Origin of the sequence: Vibrio mediterranei (genome assembly GCF_013364395.1) — a bacterium.
Taxonomy (GTDB): domain Bacteria; phylum Pseudomonadota; class Gammaproteobacteria; order Enterobacterales; family Vibrionaceae; genus Vibrio; species Vibrio mediterranei.
In genome coordinates this window covers 2,562,964-2,583,546 of record NZ_JABXGK010000001.1, presented here as the reverse complement: position 1 = coordinate 2,583,546, position 20,583 = coordinate 2,562,964, and the positions used below count along the sequence as shown (strand labels likewise).

General features: G+C 46.1%; 21 protein-coding genes. 20 read left to right on the top strand and 1 reads right to left on the bottom strand.

Features of this window, described 5'->3' with window-relative positions:
- The first annotated feature begins 46 nt into the window (after positions 1-46).
- From fliE to flhB, 15 genes are all read left to right on the top strand, one after another.
- Complete coding sequence (fliE, locus tag HOP38_RS11970) at positions 47-358, top strand: flagellar hook-basal body complex protein FliE (RefSeq protein ID WP_006069961.1); 312 nt, start codon at positions 47-49, stop codon at positions 356-358.
- Between the two features lie 54 nt (positions 359-412).
- Positions 413-2,125: a flagellar basal-body MS-ring/collar protein FliF gene (gene fliF / locus HOP38_RS11965; RefSeq protein ID WP_412104837.1), complete on the top strand. Its 1,713-nt coding sequence runs from the start codon at positions 413-415 to the stop codon at positions 2,123-2,125.
- The gene (gene fliG / locus HOP38_RS11960; protein WP_006069963.1) at positions 2,125-3,177 is read left to right on the top strand and encodes a flagellar motor switch protein FliG; all 1,053 of its coding nucleotides are present in this window, start codon (positions 2,125-2,127) and stop codon (positions 3,175-3,177) included. The genes fliF and fliG overlap by 1 nt, the downstream gene beginning before the upstream one ends.
- A gap of 55 nt (positions 3,178-3,232) precedes the next feature.
- A complete protein-coding gene (gene fliH, locus HOP38_RS11955; RefSeq protein WP_198558133.1) occupies positions 3,233-4,033 on the top strand; it encodes a flagellar assembly protein FliH in 801 nt (266 codons plus the stop codon).
- Entirely contained in the window at positions 4,033-5,355 is a 1,323-nt protein-coding gene (fliI, locus tag HOP38_RS11950) for a flagellar protein export ATPase FliI (protein WP_006069965.1), read from the top strand. Before fliH ends, fliI begins: the two co-directional genes overlap by 1 nt.
- A 7-nt stretch (positions 5,356-5,362) precedes the next feature.
- Positions 5,363-5,806 carry a flagellar export protein FliJ gene (gene fliJ / locus HOP38_RS11945; RefSeq protein WP_198558132.1) on the top strand — a complete coding sequence of 148 codons (444 nt, stop codon included), beginning with the start codon at positions 5,363-5,365 and terminating at the stop codon, positions 5,804-5,806.
- A 120-nt stretch (positions 5,807-5,926) separates the two neighbouring features.
- Positions 5,927-7,705, top strand: a complete 1,779-nt coding sequence (locus tag HOP38_RS11940; protein WP_198558131.1) for a flagellar hook-length control protein FliK — start codon at positions 5,927-5,929, stop codon at positions 7,703-7,705.
- Positions 7,706-7,738: 33 nt separating this feature from the next.
- Entirely contained in the window at positions 7,739-8,233 is a 495-nt protein-coding gene (fliL, locus tag HOP38_RS11935) for a flagellar basal body-associated protein FliL (RefSeq protein ID WP_198558130.1), read from the top strand.
- A 7-nt stretch (positions 8,234-8,240) separates the two neighbouring features.
- Positions 8,241-9,290 carry a flagellar motor switch protein FliM gene (gene fliM / locus HOP38_RS11930; protein WP_006069969.1) on the top strand — a complete coding sequence of 350 codons (1,050 nt, stop codon included), beginning with the start codon at positions 8,241-8,243 and terminating at the stop codon, positions 9,288-9,290.
- Positions 9,291-9,308: 18 nt separating this feature from the next.
- Positions 9,309-9,719: a flagellar motor switch protein FliN gene (gene fliN, locus HOP38_RS11925; RefSeq protein ID WP_006069970.1), complete on the top strand. Its 411-nt coding sequence runs from the start codon at positions 9,309-9,311 to the stop codon at positions 9,717-9,719.
- Position 9,720: 1 nt separating this feature from the next.
- Positions 9,721-10,152 (top strand): flagellar biosynthetic protein FliO, encoded by a 432-nt coding sequence (fliO, locus tag HOP38_RS11920; protein ID WP_006069971.1) that lies wholly within the window; start codon positions 9,721-9,723, stop codon positions 10,150-10,152.
- A complete protein-coding gene (gene fliP / locus HOP38_RS11915; protein ID WP_006069972.1) occupies positions 10,145-11,008 on the top strand; it encodes a flagellar type III secretion system pore protein FliP in 864 nt (287 codons plus the stop codon). Before fliO ends, fliP begins: the two co-directional genes overlap by 8 nt.
- A gap of 13 nt (positions 11,009-11,021) precedes the next feature.
- The gene (gene fliQ, locus HOP38_RS11910; protein ID WP_006069973.1) at positions 11,022-11,291 is read left to right on the top strand and encodes a flagellar biosynthesis protein FliQ; all 270 of its coding nucleotides are present in this window, start codon (positions 11,022-11,024) and stop codon (positions 11,289-11,291) included.
- Positions 11,292-11,298: 7 nt separating this feature from the next.
- On the top strand, positions 11,299-12,081 hold the full coding sequence (fliR, locus tag HOP38_RS11905; protein ID WP_006069974.1) for a flagellar biosynthetic protein FliR: 783 nt from the start codon (positions 11,299-11,301) through the stop codon (positions 12,079-12,081).
- 18 nt (positions 12,082-12,099) lie between these two features.
- The gene (gene flhB / locus HOP38_RS11900) at positions 12,100-13,230 is read left to right on the top strand and encodes a flagellar biosynthesis protein FlhB (protein WP_198558129.1); all 1,131 of its coding nucleotides are present in this window, start codon (positions 12,100-12,102) and stop codon (positions 13,228-13,230) included.
- A gap of 13 nt (positions 13,231-13,243) precedes the next feature.
- Here flhB and HOP38_RS11895 read toward each other — a convergent pair whose 3' ends face one another.
- Complete coding sequence (locus tag HOP38_RS11895) at positions 13,244-14,566, bottom strand: patatin-like phospholipase family protein (RefSeq protein ID WP_198558128.1); 1,323 nt, start codon at positions 14,564-14,566, stop codon at positions 13,244-13,246.
- A 269-nt stretch (positions 14,567-14,835) separates the two neighbouring features.
- On the opposite strand from HOP38_RS11895, the gene flhA reads away from it, so the two are divergent.
- The 5 genes from flhA to cheY are packed head-to-tail and all read left to right on the top strand — an operon-like array spanning position 14,836 to position 20,552.
- Complete coding sequence (gene flhA / locus HOP38_RS11890; RefSeq protein WP_124940102.1) at positions 14,836-16,935, top strand: flagellar biosynthesis protein FlhA; 2,100 nt, start codon at positions 14,836-14,838, stop codon at positions 16,933-16,935.
- A gap of 28 nt (positions 16,936-16,963) precedes the next feature.
- Complete coding sequence (gene flhF / locus HOP38_RS11885) at positions 16,964-18,514, top strand: flagellar biosynthesis GTPase FlhF (protein ID WP_198558127.1); 1,551 nt, start codon at positions 16,964-16,966, stop codon at positions 18,512-18,514.
- 12 nt (positions 18,515-18,526) lie between these two features.
- Positions 18,527-19,414: a MinD/ParA family protein gene (locus HOP38_RS11880; RefSeq protein ID WP_031495379.1), complete on the top strand. Its 888-nt coding sequence runs from the start codon at positions 18,527-18,529 to the stop codon at positions 19,412-19,414.
- Positions 19,407-20,138, top strand: a complete 732-nt coding sequence (locus HOP38_RS11875) for an RNA polymerase sigma factor FliA (protein ID WP_006069979.1) — start codon at positions 19,407-19,409, stop codon at positions 20,136-20,138. The genes HOP38_RS11880 and HOP38_RS11875 overlap by 8 nt, the downstream gene beginning before the upstream one ends.
- A gap of 45 nt (positions 20,139-20,183) precedes the next feature.
- Positions 20,184-20,552: a chemotaxis response regulator CheY gene (gene cheY, locus HOP38_RS11870; RefSeq protein ID WP_006069980.1), complete on the top strand. Its 369-nt coding sequence runs from the start codon at positions 20,184-20,186 to the stop codon at positions 20,550-20,552.
- Positions 20,553-20,583 lie beyond the last annotated feature (31 nt).

Below are 20,583 nucleotides of genomic sequence, written 5' to 3'. Positions count from 1 at the left end.
GATATTGTAAGGACACTGTCAAAAGATTGACGGCGATTGATAAAGCATGAAAGTAGACGGATTACACAATGAAATGCAGACCATGATGTTGGAAGCGGCCAACTCTAAGCCTGCAGCAAACGCCCATCAGGTTGGTGCTAACTTTGGCGACATGCTTTCTCAAGCGGTGAACAACGTGAATGGTCTTCAAAAATCATCCGGTGATCTGCAAATGCGTTTTGACCGAGGGGACGCTGATGTCTCTCTTTCTGATGTCATGATCGCTCGAAACAAGTCTAGCGTCGCCTTTGAAGCAACCATTCAAGTGAGAAATAAGCTTGTAGAAGCCTATAAAGAACTCATGAATATGCCCGTTTAATCTAGGTAGTAAAAAGTAGTGGCTCAAGAAAATCAATCGACAGACGTAGCGTTAATGGATAGTGGCTCAGATACCGCAATGGTGACGAGCTCAGACATCGCAGCAGAAAGTCAAAATCCAGACATCAACGAGAAAAGCAGCTCTAAGTTTGACTTAGCCGTAGGCGATCTCGATCTTCTCAGACAAATCGTCCTAGTTCTGTCTATCTCTATTTGTGTAGCGCTCATCGTGATGTTGTTCTTCTGGGTTAAAGAGCCAGAGATGCGCCCGTTAGGCGTATATGAGACCGAAGAGCTTATTCCAGTTCTTGATTATCTTGACCAAAAGAAAGTGCAGTACAAGTTAGAAGGTAATGCACTGAGTGTTCCTGCGAGTGAATACAATAACCTCAAACTTGATATGGTGCGTGCAGGAATAAATCGCGCATCAAACACCGGAGACGATATCCTGATGCAGGATATGGGATTTGGTGTTTCTCAGCGTCTTGAACAAGAACGTCTTAAGCTAAGCCGCGAAAGGCAACTAGGCAAAGCTATCGAGCAGATGAAGCAAGTGCGCACCGCTCGTGTACTTTTGGCACTGCCAAAACAAAGTGTTTTTGTTCGCCATAATCAAGAAGCATCCGCTTCAGTCTTTCTCACCTTAGCCACAGGCGCTGTATTAAGGCAGCAAGAAGTTGATTCCGTTGTGGATATGGTGGCGAGCGCCGTTCCGGGCATGAAGCCATCACGTATTACCGTTACTGATCAGCACGGTCGCCTATTGAGTTCGGGCTCTCAAGATGCTGCTTCTATGGCACGTCGAAAAGAGCAAGAACTAGAGCAAAATCAAGAACAAGCGTTACGTGAGAAAATTGATTCGGTATTGATTCCGATTCTTGGCTTAGGTAACTACACCGCTCAAGTTGATATTGAACTCGACTTTAGCGCCGTTGAGCAAACGCGTAAGCGCTTTGACCCGAATACGCCTGCAACTCGAAGTGAATATACCTTAGAAGACTACAACAACGGTAATGTTGTGGCTGGTGTGCCGGGTGCACTTAGTAACCAGCCGCCCGCTGATGCCTCTATTCCTACTGATGTCGCACAAATGAAAGATGGCTCGATCATGGGGCAAGGTTCAGTTCACAAAGAAGCGACACGTAACTTTGAACTCGATACCACGATTAGTCACGAGCGTAAACAAAGCGGTGTAGTAAATCGCCAGACCGTAGCGGTTGCAATAAAAAACCGTTCAAGCGTGAACCCAGATACTGGTGAGGTCACTTACCAGCCGCGTTCAGAGAGTGAACTGGCGGCAATTCGACAAGTACTTATCGGTGCTGTTGGTTTTAATGAAAACCGTGGTGATTTACTCAATGTTTTGAGTATGACGTTTGAAGAGCCTACGGCCGATCTATTACCGGATGTACCAATTTGGGAGCACCCTAATTTCAATGATTGGATTCGCTGGTTTGCGAGTGCCTTGGTGATCATCGTCGTGGTCTTTGTTCTAATTAGACCAGCAATGAAGAAGCTGCTTAACCCAGCAGCTCAGGAAGAAGACGACCAGCTTTATGGCCCGGATGGTCTGCCGCTTGGCGCCGACGGCGAAACTAGCTTGATTGGTACCGATATTGACGGCAGTGAGTTGTTCGAATTTAGTACCGGTATTGACCTACCAAACCTACACAAAGACGAAGATGTGCTTAAAGCAGTACGAGCTCTGGTGGCGAATGAGCCGGAACTCGCGGCACAAGTTGTTAAAAATTGGATGGCTGAAAACTAATGGCAAACGAGATCGTGGCAGCAAATGGCGGCCAACTTGCAGAAACCAGTGTCGACATTTCTAGCATTGGCGGAGATGAAAAAGCGGCTATTTTGCTACTCAGTTTGAATGAATCCGATGCGGCCAGCATCATTCGTCATCTTGAACCTAAACAAGTTCAGCGTGTGGGTAGTGCGATGGCGAAAGCCAGCGATCTGAGCCAAGACAAAGTGGGGGCGGTTCACCGCGCCTTCTTAGAAGATATCCAGAAGTACACCAATATTGGTATGGGTAGCGAAGACTTCATGCGCAATACCTTGGTAGCTGCATTAGGTGAAGATAAAGCCAACAACCTTGTGGACCAAATCCTTCTGGGAACTGGCTCCAAAGGTTTGGATTCATTGAAATGGATGGATCCGCGTCAAGTTGCCAGCATCATTGTTAACGAACACCCACAAATTCAAACTATCGTACTTTCTTACTTGGAAGCTGATCAATCAGCAGAAATTCTTTCTCAGTTCCCTGAGAGAGTTCGTCTTGATTTGATGATGCGTATTGCGAACTTGGAAGAAGTTCAGCCGTCTGCGTTAGCAGAACTGAACGAAATTATGGAGAAGCAGTTCGCAGGCCAAGCAGGCGCTCAAGCCGCGAAGATTGGCGGCCTGAAGGCGGCTGCGGAGATCATGAACTACCTCGACAACAACGTCGAAGGGATTCTTATGGATCAAATTCGCGACCAAGACGAAGATATGGCGACTCAGATTCAAGATCTTATGTTTGTATTCGAGAACCTTATCGAAGTGGACGACCAAGGTATCCAAAAGCTGCTTAGAGATGTACCGCAAGACGTGTTGCAACGTGCTCTTAAAGGTGCCGATGATGCGCTTAAAGAGAAGATTTTCGATAACATGTCGAAACGTGCTGCTGACATGATGCGTGAAGATATTGAGGCGATGCCACCTGTGCGTGTTGCTGATGTAGAAACGGCACAGAAAGAAATTCTCACGATTGCTAGACGAATGGCGGACAACGGTGAGCTGATGCTTTCTGGTGGCGCAGATGAGTTCCTATAAAAACTCATAACATATTCATTTGGAAAACTTTCTTAAGAATAAAAGGGAAGGCTTGATGTCTGGAGATAGAAAACGTGGCTTTTTGCGTCCGTCAGAAGACAATACCATAGAGTCAGCTCATTCTTGGGGGTTACCAGATTACACCTCACAAACTAATCAACATGCCAAAGAGACCGCGCTTAATTACGATCCTAGTTGGGCTCCTCTAGAAGAAGCACCCGCTGAAGAAGAGCCTTTGATGCTCACTGAAGAGCAGATTGAGCAGATCAAACAGGGTGCTTATCAAGAAGGCTTGTTCCAAGGCCAAGAAGCCGGTTTTAAACAAGGCTACGACAAAGGCAAGGAAGAGGGAACTCAAGCAGGACATGCCGAGGGACTTGAGTTAGGCAAAGTAGAAGGCGTTGCCGCTGGTGAAGAGTACATTAAGCAGCAGGTTGAAGTCTTCATGAACATGGCGAACCAATTTGCTCAACCGTTAGAGCTAATGAACAACCAAGTCGAAAAGCAATTGGTCGACATGGTTCTCGCGTTGGCCAAGGAAGTGGTGCATGTTGAGGTTCAAACCAATCCGCAAGTCATTCTCGATACCGTCAAGCAATCGGTCGACGCGTTACCGATTGTTGGTCATGCAATTACGTTAAAACTCCATCCGGCTGATGTTGATATTATCCGTGCCGCTTATGGTGATGAAGAGCTTGATATTCGCAATTGGACGCTTGTTATTGAACCGTCTCTCAATCGTGGTGATGTATTTATCGAAGCGGGTGAATCGAGCGTGAGTTACAAACTCGAAGAGCGTGTGAAAAGCGTATTACAAAGTTTTTGTGGAACCAATCGCCATCAGGGAAGCGAGTGATGCAAGCACTTGCCGAGCGACTGGCCAATTACAAAGTTGAAGGGCATAAGTCTCGCGCGATTGCTTCTGGCAAACTGGTTCGTGTTGTTGGATTAACACTCGAAGCCATCGGTTGCAAAGCACCCATTGGTAGTGTCTGTAAAGTGGAAACCATGCACGGCGAAATGGACGCCGAAGTGGTAGGTTTCTCCGGTGAACACTTGTATCTAATGCCAAGTGAACAGATTACCGGAGTTCTTCCTGGCGCTCGGGTAACGCCAATGACTTCTGATGCTGGACTTCCAGTAGGAATGGAACTACTCGGTCGAGTGATTGATGGAGTGGGAAACCCGCTTGATGGACTGGGTGAGATCTATACTGACAAACGCGCGTCGTTCAATGCTGAACCTATCAACCCGCTAGCGCGTAAACCCATCTCTGAACCACTTGATGTTGGCCTTAAAGCCATTAATGGCTTATTGACCGTTGGCAAAGGCCAGCGTATTGGTCTTTTTGCAGGTTCAGGTGTTGGTAAGTCGGTCACGCTAGGTATGATGACTCGTGGTACGACGGCACAAGTGGTTGTGGTGGGACTGATTGGTGAACGTGGCCGAGAAGTTAAAGAATTTATCGAAGAGATTCTAGGGACATCGGGTCGTGAGCGTTCGGTGGTCGTTGCAGCACCAGCTGATGCGTCACCACTTATGCGCCTGAAGGGCTGTCAAACCGCTTTAACCATTGCCGAGTATTTCCGTGATCAAGGGCTCGATGTCTTACTTCTGATGGATTCATTAACTCGTTTTGCGCAGGCGCAGCGTGAGATTGCGCTTTCAGTAGGTGAGCCACCGGCAACCAAAGGTTATCCGCCATCGGTCTTTGCCAAGCTCCCCGCTTTAGTTGAGCGAGCGGGCAACGGTGATGTGAATCAGGGCTCCATTACTGCATTCTTCACTGTGCTTACTGAAGGGGATGATTTACAGGATCCTATCGCTGATGCGGCGAGGGCGATTTTGGATGGTCATATCGTTCTGTCTCGTGAAATGGCAGATGCTGGTCACTATCCAGCCATTGATGTGGAAAAATCGGTGAGTCGTGTTATGCCACAAATCACGGATGATCAGCATGTACTAATGTCTAAAGCTGTTAGGCAGGTGCTATCGGTTTGTCGCAAAAATCAAGATCTGGTATCCATAGGCGCTTACAAACCGGGAACTGACCCTGCTATTGATAGCGCCTTTACGCTGAAACCTAAGCTTGACCAGTACTTGCAACAAAGTATGCGTGAAACGGTGCCATACGATATGTGTTTGGGTATGCTTAAACAACTGTTGCAGGTAAACTGATTCGGTTATGGATAATGCTCTCGATTTTCTTCTAGAACAAGCCAAAGACAGCGAGCAACAAGCGGTCTTAGCCCTCAACAAAGCACGATCAGAGCTTGAAGACTATTACAATCAAGTAAGACAAATTGAGCAGTATCGCCTTGATTACTGTAATCAACTTGTAGAGCGTGGCAAAGGAGGGCTGACGGCGAGTGAGTATGGTCACCTCAATCGTTTTTTGACACAGCTAGATGAGACATTAACCAAGCAAAAATCCGCAGAAAGTCACTTCAAACAACAGGTCGAAGATTGCCAAGATTACTGGCACAATACTCGTAAACAACGTCGGTCCTATGAGTGGCTTATCGATAAAAAAGCTAAAGAGAAACAACTGCAAGAACAAAAGATTGAACAAAAACAGATGGATGAGTTTTCTAACCTGCTTTTCGCTCGTCGTCGCTCTGCTCGTTAACCCTATCCTTTAGTAAAACTCACTGTTCGGTACAAATTTTGCATCGATAGATGACATAACTGTAAGCGGCGGCATTTTGCCACCTAGCGTATTTAACTCTTCTTTACGGGCCTTAATGGAATGAGTCTGGCAATTACTAACAACAGTATTTCAGCGACACCAAATGCTAAGTCTAGTGACAACACCACCTTGGTGGATTCCGCCGATAACGCGGAAGAACAGGGCTTTTTTGATAAGCTTAAAAGCGCAATTTCTTCAGAAAATACTGAGGAAAACCAAAAGGTTGAAGGTAAAAAATCAGGCGAAAAGATAACGTCGAGTTCGACAGGTGTTTTATTGGAAGATGGCGCTGAAGTGAGTGATGAGGTAGGAAAAGCCGCTGAGACCACGAAGTCTTCACAAGCCACCCCAGCAACGGTAAAGAGTCAGGCGAATGATGAAGATGTAGAAGGCACTGAAGAGAAGAGCGTCAAAAAAATGGCGGCTGGTGGTGCTATAGCTGTGGGTGATGAGACGTTAAGCTCCGATTCTCAAGGCAGCAGTGTCGAAGCCAAAAAAACCGTGAGCGACAGTGCTGAATTGCTTAATCGTTTAGATGAATCAAACAGTGCGCTAAAGCCCAAAGCAACATCAGTTGAGTCTCAAGATGAAGCCAAATTAGCAGGAGCCGCGATATTAGGTGCTACAACTGCAAACGCTCGCAACCCTCAAGCGATGAATCAAGTTGATGGACACGCAGCATCAATGAGTGGCGACGGCTCGTCAATAGAGAAACAAAGCAAGAATATCGTTGCTCCTGATGGGGTTGTCAGTGAAGCTACCGCCGAAGAATTGGCGGCACTTTCTGCGTCTCAGGGCAATCTTTCACAAACGGGGTCTACGCAAAATAATCCTACACAAGGTAGTGCTTCGCTTTCTGGTGATAACCTCGACGGTTCACACAAATCTAAGGCGGTTGCCGCAGGAACTGCAGCACATTTAGCGTCCGGGCAAGAGGTGAGAGCAACGACGTTTGATGGAGACACAAAAGCTGGCACACAAAACCAAATTGCTTGGTCTAAGCCTGATGCGGAGCAAGGCGGAAAATTAGACGCCAAGACTCTCGCGGCGACGGCTTTTACTGCAGATAAGCTTCATTCGAGTGCAAGTCAAAGTGCTGCTATGGCGACGCCAGCTACTCAGGCAACAGCAGTGCCAATACATAGTGCAACTCAAGCCGGCTCAGAGGGGGCGATGGCCGCAAGTGTATTAGCGGCTAATGCTGCCGCAACCAGTCACAATACCAATAATCCATCGTTAACCTCGGGGAATGCAAGTTTAGCTGGCGTGCAAAAACAAAAAGGAGCCGCCAACCTTGGACAAGCAAATGATGCTCCCGCCGGTATAACGCATGCCGCAGCAGCAGGTGTGACTGCTAATCAACTGCGAGCTGAGCAATCACAAGCACCAACAAACGTACAGTCGCCCCTAGTGCTCACCAAAGAGAACGCGAGTGACCAAGTTGCAGAGCGCGTTCAAATGATGATGGCGAAAAACTTGAAACATGTGGATATTCGTTTAGATCCGCCAGACTTAGGTCGAATGCAAATTCGCATGAGTTTAAACAATGATTCTGCGACGGTGCATTTTACGGTTCAAAACCAACAAACGCGCGATATGGTCGATCATGCTATGCCAAGGCTGCGTGAAATGCTGTCTCAACAGGGAATTCAACTGGCAGATTCGTCGGTTCAGCAACAGAGTCAAGGTCAGCAACAACGTCACGCTTCTCATGAATCGAGTGGTTCTGGATCTCAATCTAGTGGTCAGTCGAATCATGGTGTCGATGATACTGAAGAAAGCGTAAGCTTGAACGTGAATGTTGCCAATAAAAAAGATGGTATTAGTTACTACGCCTGACGCGAGTAATCTCATGGAAAATAGAAGAACAAAATGGCAGAAGATACTTTAGAACAACCTAAGAACAACAAAAAACTGTTGATCATTATTGTCGCAGCGCTGGTGCTATTACTGGCTGCTGGTGGTGTCGCCTATTGGTTACTGGGATCTGATGAGGCGCCAGCAAGTGCTCCCGCGGCACAAAGCGGTGCTGCAGCGGTGCCAGTTGACCCAATATCGTATGTGAATATCGCCCAACCATTTATCTTTAATGCCGCTGGCAAACAGCGCGATCGTGTTGTTCAGATCAAAGCGCAACTTATGGTCCGTGGCCTAGATAACGAAGAAGTGGCGCGTTATCACTCTCCTTTAATAGAAAGTACATTGTTGTCGACGTTTGCGTCGGCGACGGTTGAGCAATTGCGCAGTACGAATGGACGCGTTGAATTACGTGACCAAGCTACCGCTGATGTTCAAGCCAGTTTGTCTCAGGTTGTCGGTAAGCCTGTAGTCGAAAGAGTGTTATTTACCGATTTTGTAATCCAGTAGGTATTGTGTGACCGATTTATTAAGCCAAGACGAAATTGATGCGCTTCTCCACGGAGTAGACGATGTCGATGAAGTTGAAGATGAGCTAGATCAAGACCCCAATGATGTGGTGCATTTTGACTTCTCGTCGCAAGATCGCATTGTTCGTGGTCGAATGCCTACACTCGAACTTATCAATGAACGTTTTGCGCGCCATATGCGAATCAGCTTATTCAATATGTTGCGAAAAACCGCTGAAGTGTCGATTAACGGCGTTCAGATGATGAAGTTTGGTGAATACCAAAACACCTTATACGTGCCAACAAGCTTGAATATGGTGCGCTTTAGACCGCTAAAAGGAACAGCTCTCATTACTATGGAAGCGCGTTTGGTGTTCATTTTGGTAGAAAACTTCTTTGGTGGTGACGGCCGTTTTCACGCCAAGATTGAGGGTCGAGAGTTTACCCCTACAGAGCGGCGTATCATTCAGTTATTGATGAAAACCGTTTTCGAAGACTACAAGGAAGCGTGGTCGCCAGTTATGGGCGTTGAGTTTGAGTATTTGGACTCAGAAGTGAACCCAAGCATGGCGAACATTGTCAGCCCAACCGAAGTTATTGTGGTCAGCTCGTTCCATATCGAAGTGGATGGCGGTGGTGGCGATTTCCATGTGGTGATGCCGTATTCTATGGTGGAGCCTATTCGCGAATTACTCGATGCAGGTGTCCAGTCGGATAAGATGGAAACCGATGTCCGTTGGAGTAGCGCCCTGCGTGAAGAAATTATGGATGTTCCGGTGAACTTCCGCGTGAACCTGTTAGAGAAAGACGTATCACTTCGCGACCTTATGGAGTTGCAAGCCGGAGATATCATTCCTATCGATATGCCGGAAAATGCCACCATGTTTGTCGAGGAATTGCCGACGTTCAGAGTGAAGATGGGACGCACTGGCGAAAAAGTTGCCGTACAGATTTCCGAAAAAATAAGACGCCCAGATGTAGTGAAAACCGACTTAGCTTTCCTTGGTAAGGATATTATGGCTGAGTTGGAGCATGTGGAAGACGCAGACGAAGAATAACCAGAGTAGATATAAATAATGACGATAAGTGACGACCAAAAACTTGCGGACGAATGGGCAGCCGCTTTAGGTGAAGATCCAATGGCGCCAGAAATTGATGTGGATGAGGTACTCGCCGCACCACTGGATGAACTGCAAGACTCACCAGCGCCGATTTCAGAGGATGAGCGTCGTAAACTGGATACGATTATGGATATTCCAGTGACCATCTCTATGGAAGTTGGCCGCTCACAAATTAGCATCCGTAACCTACTTCAGCTGAACCAAGGTTCGGTAGTGGAATTAGACCGCATTGCCGGCGAATCGCTCGATGTCATGGTAAATGGCACCTTGATCGCTCATGGTGAGGTGGTTGTGGTAAACGACAAGTTTGGTATCCGTTTGACGGATGTCATCAGTCAAACTGAGCGAATTAAGAAGTTGCGTTAATATGGCGATAAAGCTTTTGTCTAGAGTTCTGCTAGTGGCAGTTTCATTAGGAGGGGCATCGACGGCGGTCGCCTCTCAAGAAAGTGCTCCACTAAGCGCTTCTGGTTCTCCATTTGACCTAGCTACTACGCTAGGTTCTTTAGTGTTAGTTATTCTGATAATTCTTGGTTTGGCATGGGTGCTAAAACGCATGAAGGTGCCATCACTGGTCAACCAGCAAGGGCTTAAGATTGTTAGGCAAATTCCAGTTGGGACAAAAGAACGTATTGCTATAGTACAGGCAGGTGAAGAGCAGTTTTTAGTGGGTATTACCTCGCAGTCAATTCAGCTGATTTCAAAGTTGGAGACGCCACTAGAGGAAGCCGATTTGGCTCAGCCTGCGTTTGCTGCGCAGCTATCGAAACTGATGAAGAAACCGAATTCCCATGACTAACTTAACTCGACTGATTTTCATCTGTTTGACGCTGCTTCTTGCGCCACTGTCATGGGCAGAAGAGGCGGTAGCGACACCAGTACCGAGTAATGCTGCACTAGACACAGGTGTGACTGTCACCGCTATGCAGAATGACCGGGGGGCAGCGGGCAGCGCCTCCTCAAGCTCGTTTGGCACAGGGCCAGGTATTCCGGCGTTCACCATGAAAACCAACCCTGATGGCAGCGAAGACTACTCAATAAACTTGCAGATTTTGGCGTTGATGACCATGTTGGGCTTTTTGCCTGCCATGGTTATTTTGATGACCTCATTTACCCGTATCGTTGTTGTGATGTCGATACTAAGACAAGCGATGGGTTTGCAACAAACACCTTCTAATCAGGTGATTATCGGTATCGCGATCTTCTTGACGTTTTTCATCATGTCGCCGGTATTGAATCAGGTGAATGACCAAGCGATTCAACCCTACTTGAATGAACAAATCACGGCAAAAGAAGCGTTTCAGCAGGCACAAGGTCCGATGAAATCCTTTATGCTGAAGCAGACAAGAGTCAAAGATTTGGAGACGTTTGTTGAAATGTCGGGCTCGACAGCACAGAACCCAGAAGATGTGTCAATGGCGGTACTGATTCCGGCATTCATTACTTCAGAGTTGAAAACGGCATTTCAGATCGGCTTTATGTTGTTCTTACCGTTTTTAATTATTGACTTGGTTGTGGCGTCGATACTAATGGCGATGGGTATGATGATGTTGTCACCAATGATCGTATCGCTGCCATTCAAGTTGATGTTGTTCGTGTTGGTTGATGGATGGAACTTAATACTGTCCACACTGGCCGGCAGTTTTGCTTTGTAGCTGGAGATAATCGATGACTCCAGAGGTATTTGTTGAACTGTTTAGAGACGCATTATGGATGGTGTTGATCCTCGTCTGTGCCATTGTAGTGCCAAGTCTTCTCGTCGGTTTGGTGGTGGCAATTTTCCAAGCGGCCACTTCTATCAATGAACAGACGCTGAGTTTTCTACCAAGATTGATAGTCACCATATTGGCGTTGATTGGCTTTGCTCACTGGGGCACTCAGATGATGATGGAGTTTTTCTATGAAATTATAGAGAGACTGCCACAGGTACTCTGGTAACAACATTATGGAGTACCCTACCAGCGCTGTACTCGAATGGATCAGTAATTACTTTTGGCCTTACGTGCGTATTTCTGCCATGTTGATGGTGATGTCGGTGACGGGGGCCAACTTTGTGTCACCTAGAATTCGATTGTTTTTGGGGCTAGCGCTGACACTGGCTGTCATGCCTTCTATCCCTGCCGTTCCGCAAACTATCGAGTTGTTTTCTTTCCAAGGCTTTCTTACGGTCGCAGAACAGATACTGATTGGTACTGCGATGGGGATGACGACCGTCTTCATGATTCAGACGTTTGTTATGCTAGGTCAGATCCTCGGTATGCAATCGAGTCTGGGTTTTGCTTCTATGGTCGACCCAGCGAATGGTCAAAATACTCCTTTGCTTGGTCAGCTATTTATGTTCCTAGCCACGATGTTTTTTCTGGCAACGGATGGTCATTTGAAGATGATTCAACTGGTGGTGATGAGCTTTAAGACTCTGCCTATCGGGTCTGGACATCTCTCTAGTGCCGATTTTCGTGAGATGGCTGGATGGTTAAGTATCATGTTCCAAACCGCCTTGAGTATGGCCTTAGCCGGGATTATCGCTCTATTAACGGTGAATTTGTCGTTTGGTGTGATGACTCGTGCGGCACCGCAGTTGAATATTTTCTCTCTTGGTTTTGCCTTTGCATTGCTGATTGGTTTGATGATCTGTTGGTACATCATGGCTGGCCTGTACAGTCACTACCAATTGTATTGGCTCGAAGTGGAAGGTCAGGTATGTCGCTTGATCGACCTGAACTGTTAAGCGAGTAGGAGGCTGACGATGGCAGAATCAGATGGCCAAGAACGCACCGAAGACGCCACCCCCCAGCGGCTTAAACAAGCTCGCGAAAAGGGGCAGGTGGCACGTTCTAAAGAGTTAGCGTCGGTCTCAGTACTGATTGTTGGTGCGCTTTCGCTGATGATGTTTGGTGAAGGGCTCGCGCGCGCTTTGTTTGGTTCAATGGCTCGGCTGTTTAACTTGAGCCGAGAAGAAATCTACGATTCGACCAAGCTGTTTGATGTGGCACTTGGCGCACTTTCCAGTCTATTGCTCCCACTTCTGCTTATCTTGTTTGTTCTATTTATTGCGGCGTTAATCGGAGCTGCTGGTGTTGGTGGTATTAGTTTCTCTGCAGAAGCGGCGATGCCAAAACTATCCAAAATGAACCCGCTTAGTGGCCTTAAACGCATGGTAGGAATGCAAAGCTGGGTTGAGCTGATCAAATCAATTTTAAAGGTCACGTTGGTGGCAGGGATGGCATTCTATCTCGTTAATGCCTCCAGAGCAGACTTGTTCCAGCTTAGTATGGAAGTCTTTCCACAAAACATTTTTCACGCGCTCGATATTTTACTTAACTTTATTTTGTTGATTAGTGCGACACTATTGATTGTGGTCGCCATCGATATTCCATTCCAGATTTGGCAGCATGCGAATCAGCTCAAAATGACAAAGCAAGAAGTCAAAGATGAGTTTAAAGATACCGAAGGTAAACCCGAGGTGAAGGGACGGATTCGAATGCTGCAAAGAGAAGCCGCTCAACGAAGAATGATGGCAGAAGTACCGCAGGCCGACGTTATTATTACCAACCCGGAACACTTCTCTGTTGCACTGCGCTATAAACAGGGGCAAGACAAAGCGCCTGTAGTGGTTGCAAAGGGTATCGACCACATGGCACTTAAGATACGAGAAGTGGCTAGAGAGCACAGCATCTACGTAATTCCTTCGCCTCCGTTAGCGCGTTCTCTTTATCATACAACAGAACTGGAACAGGAGATTCCAGATGGCTTGTTTGCCGCGGTTGCTCAGATATTGGCGTATGTGTATCAACTTAAACAGTATCGCAAAAAAGGTGGACAGCGCCCTACGCTGCAAAATGATCAAATTACCATTCCAAAAGATATGAGATTTTAATGAAGCACCTTATTTATTGGGTGTGCTGTAAAATCATAGTTTGAAATTCAGAGTGATTTAGTAATTGTTGACGACCCTCAGTGATCATTATGTCTATTGAGTCTGGTTCTAAGGTAAAGTCGGTGGGGATCTCATTCATTATCGCTTTGAGTTTTGCATCTTGTACATTCTGAACACTGATCTCAATAAAATAAGGCTTGATAACCTTGTGCTTTGTTGAGCCTTCTTGTGACCATTTCTGCATAGAATCGAGGATTAAATCCTTGGTTGAGTCATTGTAGCGATGGAGCTGAATGTCGGTTACCGCATCCAAGGTATCTTTGATACTTGGAGCTTCAGAGTGACGACCAATACCAAGTTCTGGGGAGGTGGAAGCGTCAACAGAAATAATCACGAATGGAATGCTAGATGATGAATGAGAGGCGTTAAGTATTTGTTCTGCTTCATAGTGCTCCATCAGTTCATAAATGGCTAATAAACCTAGGTTATCGGTAATTCCACCATCTACTAGGTGTATGTATTGGTTTTTCTTTTTGCAGCTGTAGCTATCTAAGCTGTCTACGAATTGTTGGCTTCGGTTAGGTGACCCATGATTGATTAGCTCAAGCGGGATTGGTGTAGATTCACATGTTGGATAATTTTCTAGCACAACGGGCGGAAACAAAACAGGCACTGCAGACGATGCCATGACGGCGCTTGAAATAGGGTAGTTATCTACGTTAGAACATAACAAATCAAAGTATTCCGGTGTAAATGAAAAACGCGTCCGAGTCGTAATATCAGAAGCATTAATAATAATGTATGGTGATTGGGTATTATCTATATCCGAAAAAATGGCGTCACCAAAGATATGATCTTGATAATAATTGGTGGCGTCGGCAGTTAGGTTTTTTGGAACCATCCATCGAAATGGTGAGAGGAAATGCGAAGCGATATCATGGGAAACCTCTTGATATAAGAAATCTTGCCTATATTGCTCTAGCTTGTCATGTCCATATAAGCCAAGGTAGGCCGCGGTGAAACTTCCTCCTGATACAGCACTTACGACATCTACCTCGTCAATTAACGAGATTGACTGGCCGTCTACTTGTATTTGAGTTTGCGCTAGAGCCTCCAGTACACCATAAGAGAGCGCCGCAGCTCGACTACCTCCTCCTGAAAATGAAAGCATAACAATCATATGGTTAGGTCGTTGTAGGTACTTTTGCAAGGTATAATCAGAAGTGGACTGTGATGTACTGAGTTTTTGGTTAACAGGTGGCGTGTGTGACGTACACCCTAGTGCCAAGCTCATTAACAACACTGGCACGGGTCTAAAATTTCTGATAGCTAACATTGATTCAAAATTTTCCTGCTCAATTCGTTATGACTTAGTCAGTTCGCGAAAATTAATGCGTCTGATCCTAAATTTAATCAACTCATTTTTTAAGCAGGGTAATATCGAATTGTCTGTCTCAAGAAATGAGACAATCAGAGGTGCCAGAATATAAAAATATCGTCAAATATTTGACGAATCTAGTGGCTTGATTCTTGCTAGTTGCTGTTGTTATAGGATTATTTTCACCAAGGGCTAGTGGTTTTGGTGACGCAGTGACGTAGTTATTAATGAAGTTGACTTTACCTTTTACCGATAGGTTGCCAAACATTCCTCGCAGAGCATTACCAGCTATTGGTGCGCCAATTATGGTTCTTGCAGCGTTGGCAATGATCGTTCTTCCGATACCGGCATTTCTTCTCGACCTGTTTTTTACCTTCAACATCGCGTTAGCGATGGTGGTACTATTGGTGTCGGTCTATACCCGTCGTCCTCTCGACTTTGCTGCTTTTCCGACGGTGTTGCTCATCGCTACTTTACTGCGTTTGGCACTAAACGTTGCTTCAACTCGAGTGGTGTTACTGTATGGTCACGAGGGAAGTGGTGCAGCGGGTAACGTTATTGAGGCCTTTGGTAACGTAGTGATTGGCGGTAACTACGCAGTTGGTTTAGTCGTGTTTATGATTTTGATGATCATTAACTTTATGGTGGTTACCAAAGGTGCGGGGCGGATCTCTGAAGTAAGTGCACGCTTTACTTTGGACGCCTTACCAGGTAAACAAATGGCCATCGATGCTGACTTGAATGCCGGCCTTATTGATCAAGAGCAGGCTAGAACACGCCGATTTGAAGTAACCAAAGAAGCAGACTTCTACGGCTCGATGGATGGTGCATCAAAGTTTGTTAAAGGTGATGCCATTGCTGGTATTCTGATTTTGTTCTTAAACATTATTGGCGGCTTGAGTATTGGGATGATGCAGTACTCACTCAGTTTTGGTGATGCCATCCAAATCTATACACTATTAACCATTGGTGATGGTTTAGTAGCACAGATTCCATCACTTTTACTCTCTATCGCTGCTGCAATCATGGTAACCCGTCAAAATACTGACGAGGATATGGGCCAGCAAGTTGTTTTCCAACTGTTTGATAATCCGAAAGCTCTAACCATTACAGCGGGGATCCTGGGTGTGATGGGTATTGTGCCTGGTATGCCTCATTTTGCATTCTTGATGCTGGCATTGATTGCCGGTTTGGGGGCTTACTGGTTACACAGAAAACAAGCTAAGAAAGAGGAACAGAAGAATCTTCCTGCGGAGATCAGCAGCAATGAAACCTCATCAACGCCTAAGGAGTTGTCTTGGGATGATGTTCACCCTGTGGATGTCATTGGCTTGGAAGTAGGTTATCGACTTATACCGCTTGTTGACCGAGACCAAGGTGGTGAATTACTCGAGCGTGTTAAAGGAGTTCGTAAGAAGCTGTCACAAGATTTTGGCTTCCTCATCCCAGCTGTTCATATTCGCGACAACCTAGAGCTAACACCAAATTCCTATCGAATCACGTTGATGGGAGTCGCGGTAGGTGAAGCAGAAATTCGTCCTGATCAAGAGTTAGCGATTAATCCGGGGCAAGTTTATGGTTTGATTGACGGCGAACAAACCATCGATCCAGCATTCGGACTTGAAGCGGTCTGGATTCAGGAAGCACAGCGAGAGCACGCTCAAGCACTAGGCTATACCGTTGTCGACTCATCTACTGTGTTGGCGACTCACTTAAGTCAGTTGCTAACTAACAATGCTGCGCAATTGCTTGGACACGAAGAAGTGCAAAACCTTCTTGAGATGCTGGGACGAAGTGCGCCAAAACTGGTCGAAGACTTTGTACCAGAGCAATTACCTTTAGGAACCGTGGTGAAAGTGCTGCAAAACTTGCTGCATGAAGCAATACCAATTAGAGATATTCGAACTATTGTGCAAACTTTGGCCGAGTACTCCGGCAAGAGTCAAGAACCTGACGTTCTCACAGCAGCGGTTCGAATAGCGCTAAAACGACTAATTGTTCAGGAAATCAATGGAATAGAGCCAGAGTTGCCGGTCATTACGCTCATTCCTGAGCTGGAACAAATATTGCATCAAACAATGCAAGCTTCTGGTGGTGAATCAACCGGAATTGAACCTGGATTAGCCGAACGACTGCAAGCGTCACTAACTCAAGCGACACAAGAGCAAGAGCTAAAAGGTGAGGCAGCTGTGCTGCTGACATCAGGGGTATTACGTTCGACATTGGCTAAGTTTGTGAAAAATACCATTCCTAACTTACGTGTCTTGTCTTACCAAGAAATCCCAGATGAGAAACAAATCAGAATTGTGCAAGCCGTTGGTAATTAGCGGTTTGGATGGAAAATGGATGTAACAGTTGAAAATTAAACGATTTTTTGCCAGAGATATGCGTCAGGCATTACTCCAAGTGAAAGAAGAACTTGGTGCTGAAGCGGTGATCATGTCCAATAAAAAAGTGGCGGGTGGGGTAGAAATCGTTGCTGCCGTCGATGGTGATAGTTCACCATCGGAACCACGTCAGATGCAAAGCAACGCATTGGCGGCACCAACACGTCCACAAAGCGGCTATGACGGTGGTCGTCAGACCAATGACCGTCAGGCTGATGGTAGAAACCATAACAGTGGACGCAGCCTCAAGGACGACGTTGTGAATCTCAATCAAAAAAGTTCAGCAAGCGCGCCTTCGGTCACCGATCGATTTGCCAATATGCTCAAAAACTATCGTGGTGCTGACAGCAACGCGAGTAAAAGCGCATCGACACCACCTGATTCTCTTTCTGCTTTGTTAGAAAGACAATCAGAGCGAGCAAAATCGGTCAGTGACGGTTATCAAAACAGCGATCGCTATCAATATGCTCAAGAAAATCGCTCAGATTTTGACTCTCGCGACAATCGCTTAAGCGTACGTTCCACAGGGCGTCATCAATTTGCTGAAAATAGCACAGATGCACCGCGCCGAGGTTCCAGTCCACGTGACGCGAAAATCGGTGAAGAGCTCGAAGCGATGAAGGAAGATATGTCATCCATCCGTCGCCTTCTTGAACATCAGGTGTCCGGTTTAATGTGGCAAGAAGTCGAGCGCCGAGAGCCACTTCGAGCCATGTTAATCAAACGATTAGAAAGAATGGGGCTGTCTCCAGAACTTTCCGATCAGCTCGCTTGTTATATCCCAGAAGATACGCCGCCTCAAAAAGCATGGAAGGCATTGCTGTCTTTAGTCTCAGATCAAATCGTTGTGAGCAAGCAAGATATTCTGCGCAAAGGTGGGATTGTCGCGTTGCTTGGGCCTACGGGTGTCGGTAAAACGACGACAGTGGCTAAATTAGCGGCAAGAGCCGCTATGGAATACGGTTCGGATAACGTAGCGCTAGTCACAACGGATACCTACCGAATTGGTGCTCATGAGCAATTATCCATTTATGGCAGAATTATGGGATGTCCCGTCAGAGTTGCTAAAGATTCTGAAGAACTTGCCGATGTACTATATCAGTTAAGAAACAGACGCTTAGTGCTAATTGATACCGCAGGTATGGGGCAGCGAGACGTTAGGCTTTCCGAACAGCTCGATACGCTGATGCAGGAAAGCGGAGAAGTAATACATAGCTACTTGGTGCTACCAGCGACAGCGCAGCGTCAAGTTTTGCAAGAAACGTTAGACCACTTTAGACGCATCCCGTTATCAGGGTGCATTATGACTAAGTTGGATGAGTCGTTAAGCTTGGGCGAATTTATCAGTGTTGTAGTACAAAATGCACTACCAGTCACCTATATTGCCAATGGACAACGGGTGCCAGAAGACATTGTAATTGCGCAGCCCAAATATATGGTCGCGAAAGCGAACGAACTATTAGAGAAGTCGACAGAGAATGAACCCCACTTCTGGAACAGTGATATGGAGGGGGTTTAGGTGCAAGCGAATATGACAAATAACATGATACATGACCAAGCGAGTGGCCTAAGACGTTTGACTCAGCCAACGTTGACGAAGGTAATTTCAGTTACTGGCGGTAAAGGTGGTGTTGGTAAATCCAATGTGACGCTTGGACTTGCAATCTGTATGGCTCGTCAAGGCAAAAAAGTAATGGTGTTGGATGCCGATTTAGGTCTGGCAAATGTCGACGTCATGCTTGGTATTCGACCTAAGAAAAACCTCGGCCATGTATTAGCAGGCGAATGTGATTTAAAAGATGCTATTGTCGAAGGTCCTCACGGCATTCGAATTATCCCAGCGACATCTGGAACGCAGAGCATGACGGAGCTGAGCCATGCTCAACATATGGGATTGATTCGAGCGTTTGGTAGCTTAGAAGAAGAAATGGACGTCTTGCTTGTTGATACCGCAGCGGGCATTTCCGATATGGTGGTGAGTTTTTCTCGCGCAGCGCAAGATGTAGTAGTGGTGGTTTGTGATGAACCAACCTCAATTACCGATGCTTATGCACTTATTAAGCTACTTAGTCGAGAGCATCAAGTTCAGCGCTTCAAAGTGGTGGCGAATATGGTTCGTAGCTATCGAGAAGGGCGAGAATTGTTTACAAAATTGACATTAGTCACAGAACGATTCCTCAATGTGAGTCTTGAGTTAGTCGCATGCATCCCATTAGATGATAAAGTGCGACAAGCAGTGAAGAGACAAAAGATAGTAGTTGATGCATTTCCACGCTCACCTGCTGCTCTAGCGCTAAGTTCTTTGGCGAACAAAGCGTTAACTTGGCCTATTCCAAAAGTACCAAGTGGGCACCTAGAGTTTTTTGTCGAAAGGCTACTAAATAGACCAGAAGCGCTAGAGGAACCGTTTAGTGAATAAAGCTTTGACCTATGACCAACATGCCAATTTGAGTGGTCAGCAAGCTTTCTTAGAGAAGTACTCAGTATTGGTGAAGCGTATCGCCCACCATTTGATTGGGCGACTTCCACCGAACGTGTTGGTTGAAGACTTGATCCAGGCTGGAATGATCGGCCTGATTGAAGCACAAAAAAATTACGATGGCAGTAAAGGCGCGAGCTTCGAAACCTACGCAGGGATTCGGATTCGAGGAGCCATGCTTGACGATATTCGTCGCGGTGATTGGGTGCCACGTTCGGTACATAAACATAGCCGTGATATCTCTCAGGCCATTTCGGTGTTGGAAGTCGAGCTGAATCGAGACCCAACCGATTCTGAGGTGGCCAACTATTTGGGGCTGAGTCTTGCTCAATACCACAAAGCTCTGACCGATATTAATTGTTCGAAGTTGGTGGGAATAGAAGATTTAGGCGTTTCGGAAGATTCTGTCTCTGTTTCAGATGAAGAAGATAATACTCCGTTTCAAGGCGTCGCGGACGATGCGTTCCGTGAAGCGTTAATAGAATCAATAAAATCGCTACCAGAGCGTGAAGCATTAACGTTATCCTTGTATTATGACGAAGAGTTAAATTTGAAGGAGATAGGTGAAGTATTGGGCGTCAGCGAATCGCGCGTTAGTCAAATATTGAGCCAATCGATGCAGCGTCTTCGCACCAAGCTAAGTGCTTGGACAGATAATAATTAATAAACACTGATCTTGCTTTCAGTGGAGGCAATTTTGAATAAAAACATGAAAATCCTTATTGTTGACGACTTTTCAACAATGCGCCGTATTGTCAAAAACCTTCTACGCGACTTGGGCTTTAGCAACACGCTAGAAGCTGATGACGGTTTAACGGCACTACCAATGCTCAAGAAGGGCGATTTTGACTTTGTCGTAACCGACTGGAATATGCCAGGCATGCAAGGGATCGATCTACTACGACACATCCGAGCGGATGAAGAACTTAAACACCTACCTGTTCTTATGATCACTGCAGAAGCTAAACGCGAGCAGATTATCGAAGCGGCGCAAGCCGGTGTAAATGGTTACATCGTTAAACCATTTACCGCAGCAACACTAAAAGAAAAATTAGACAAAATTTTCGAGCGTTTATAACGCGCTCAGCATAGCGAATGGCTATATCAGA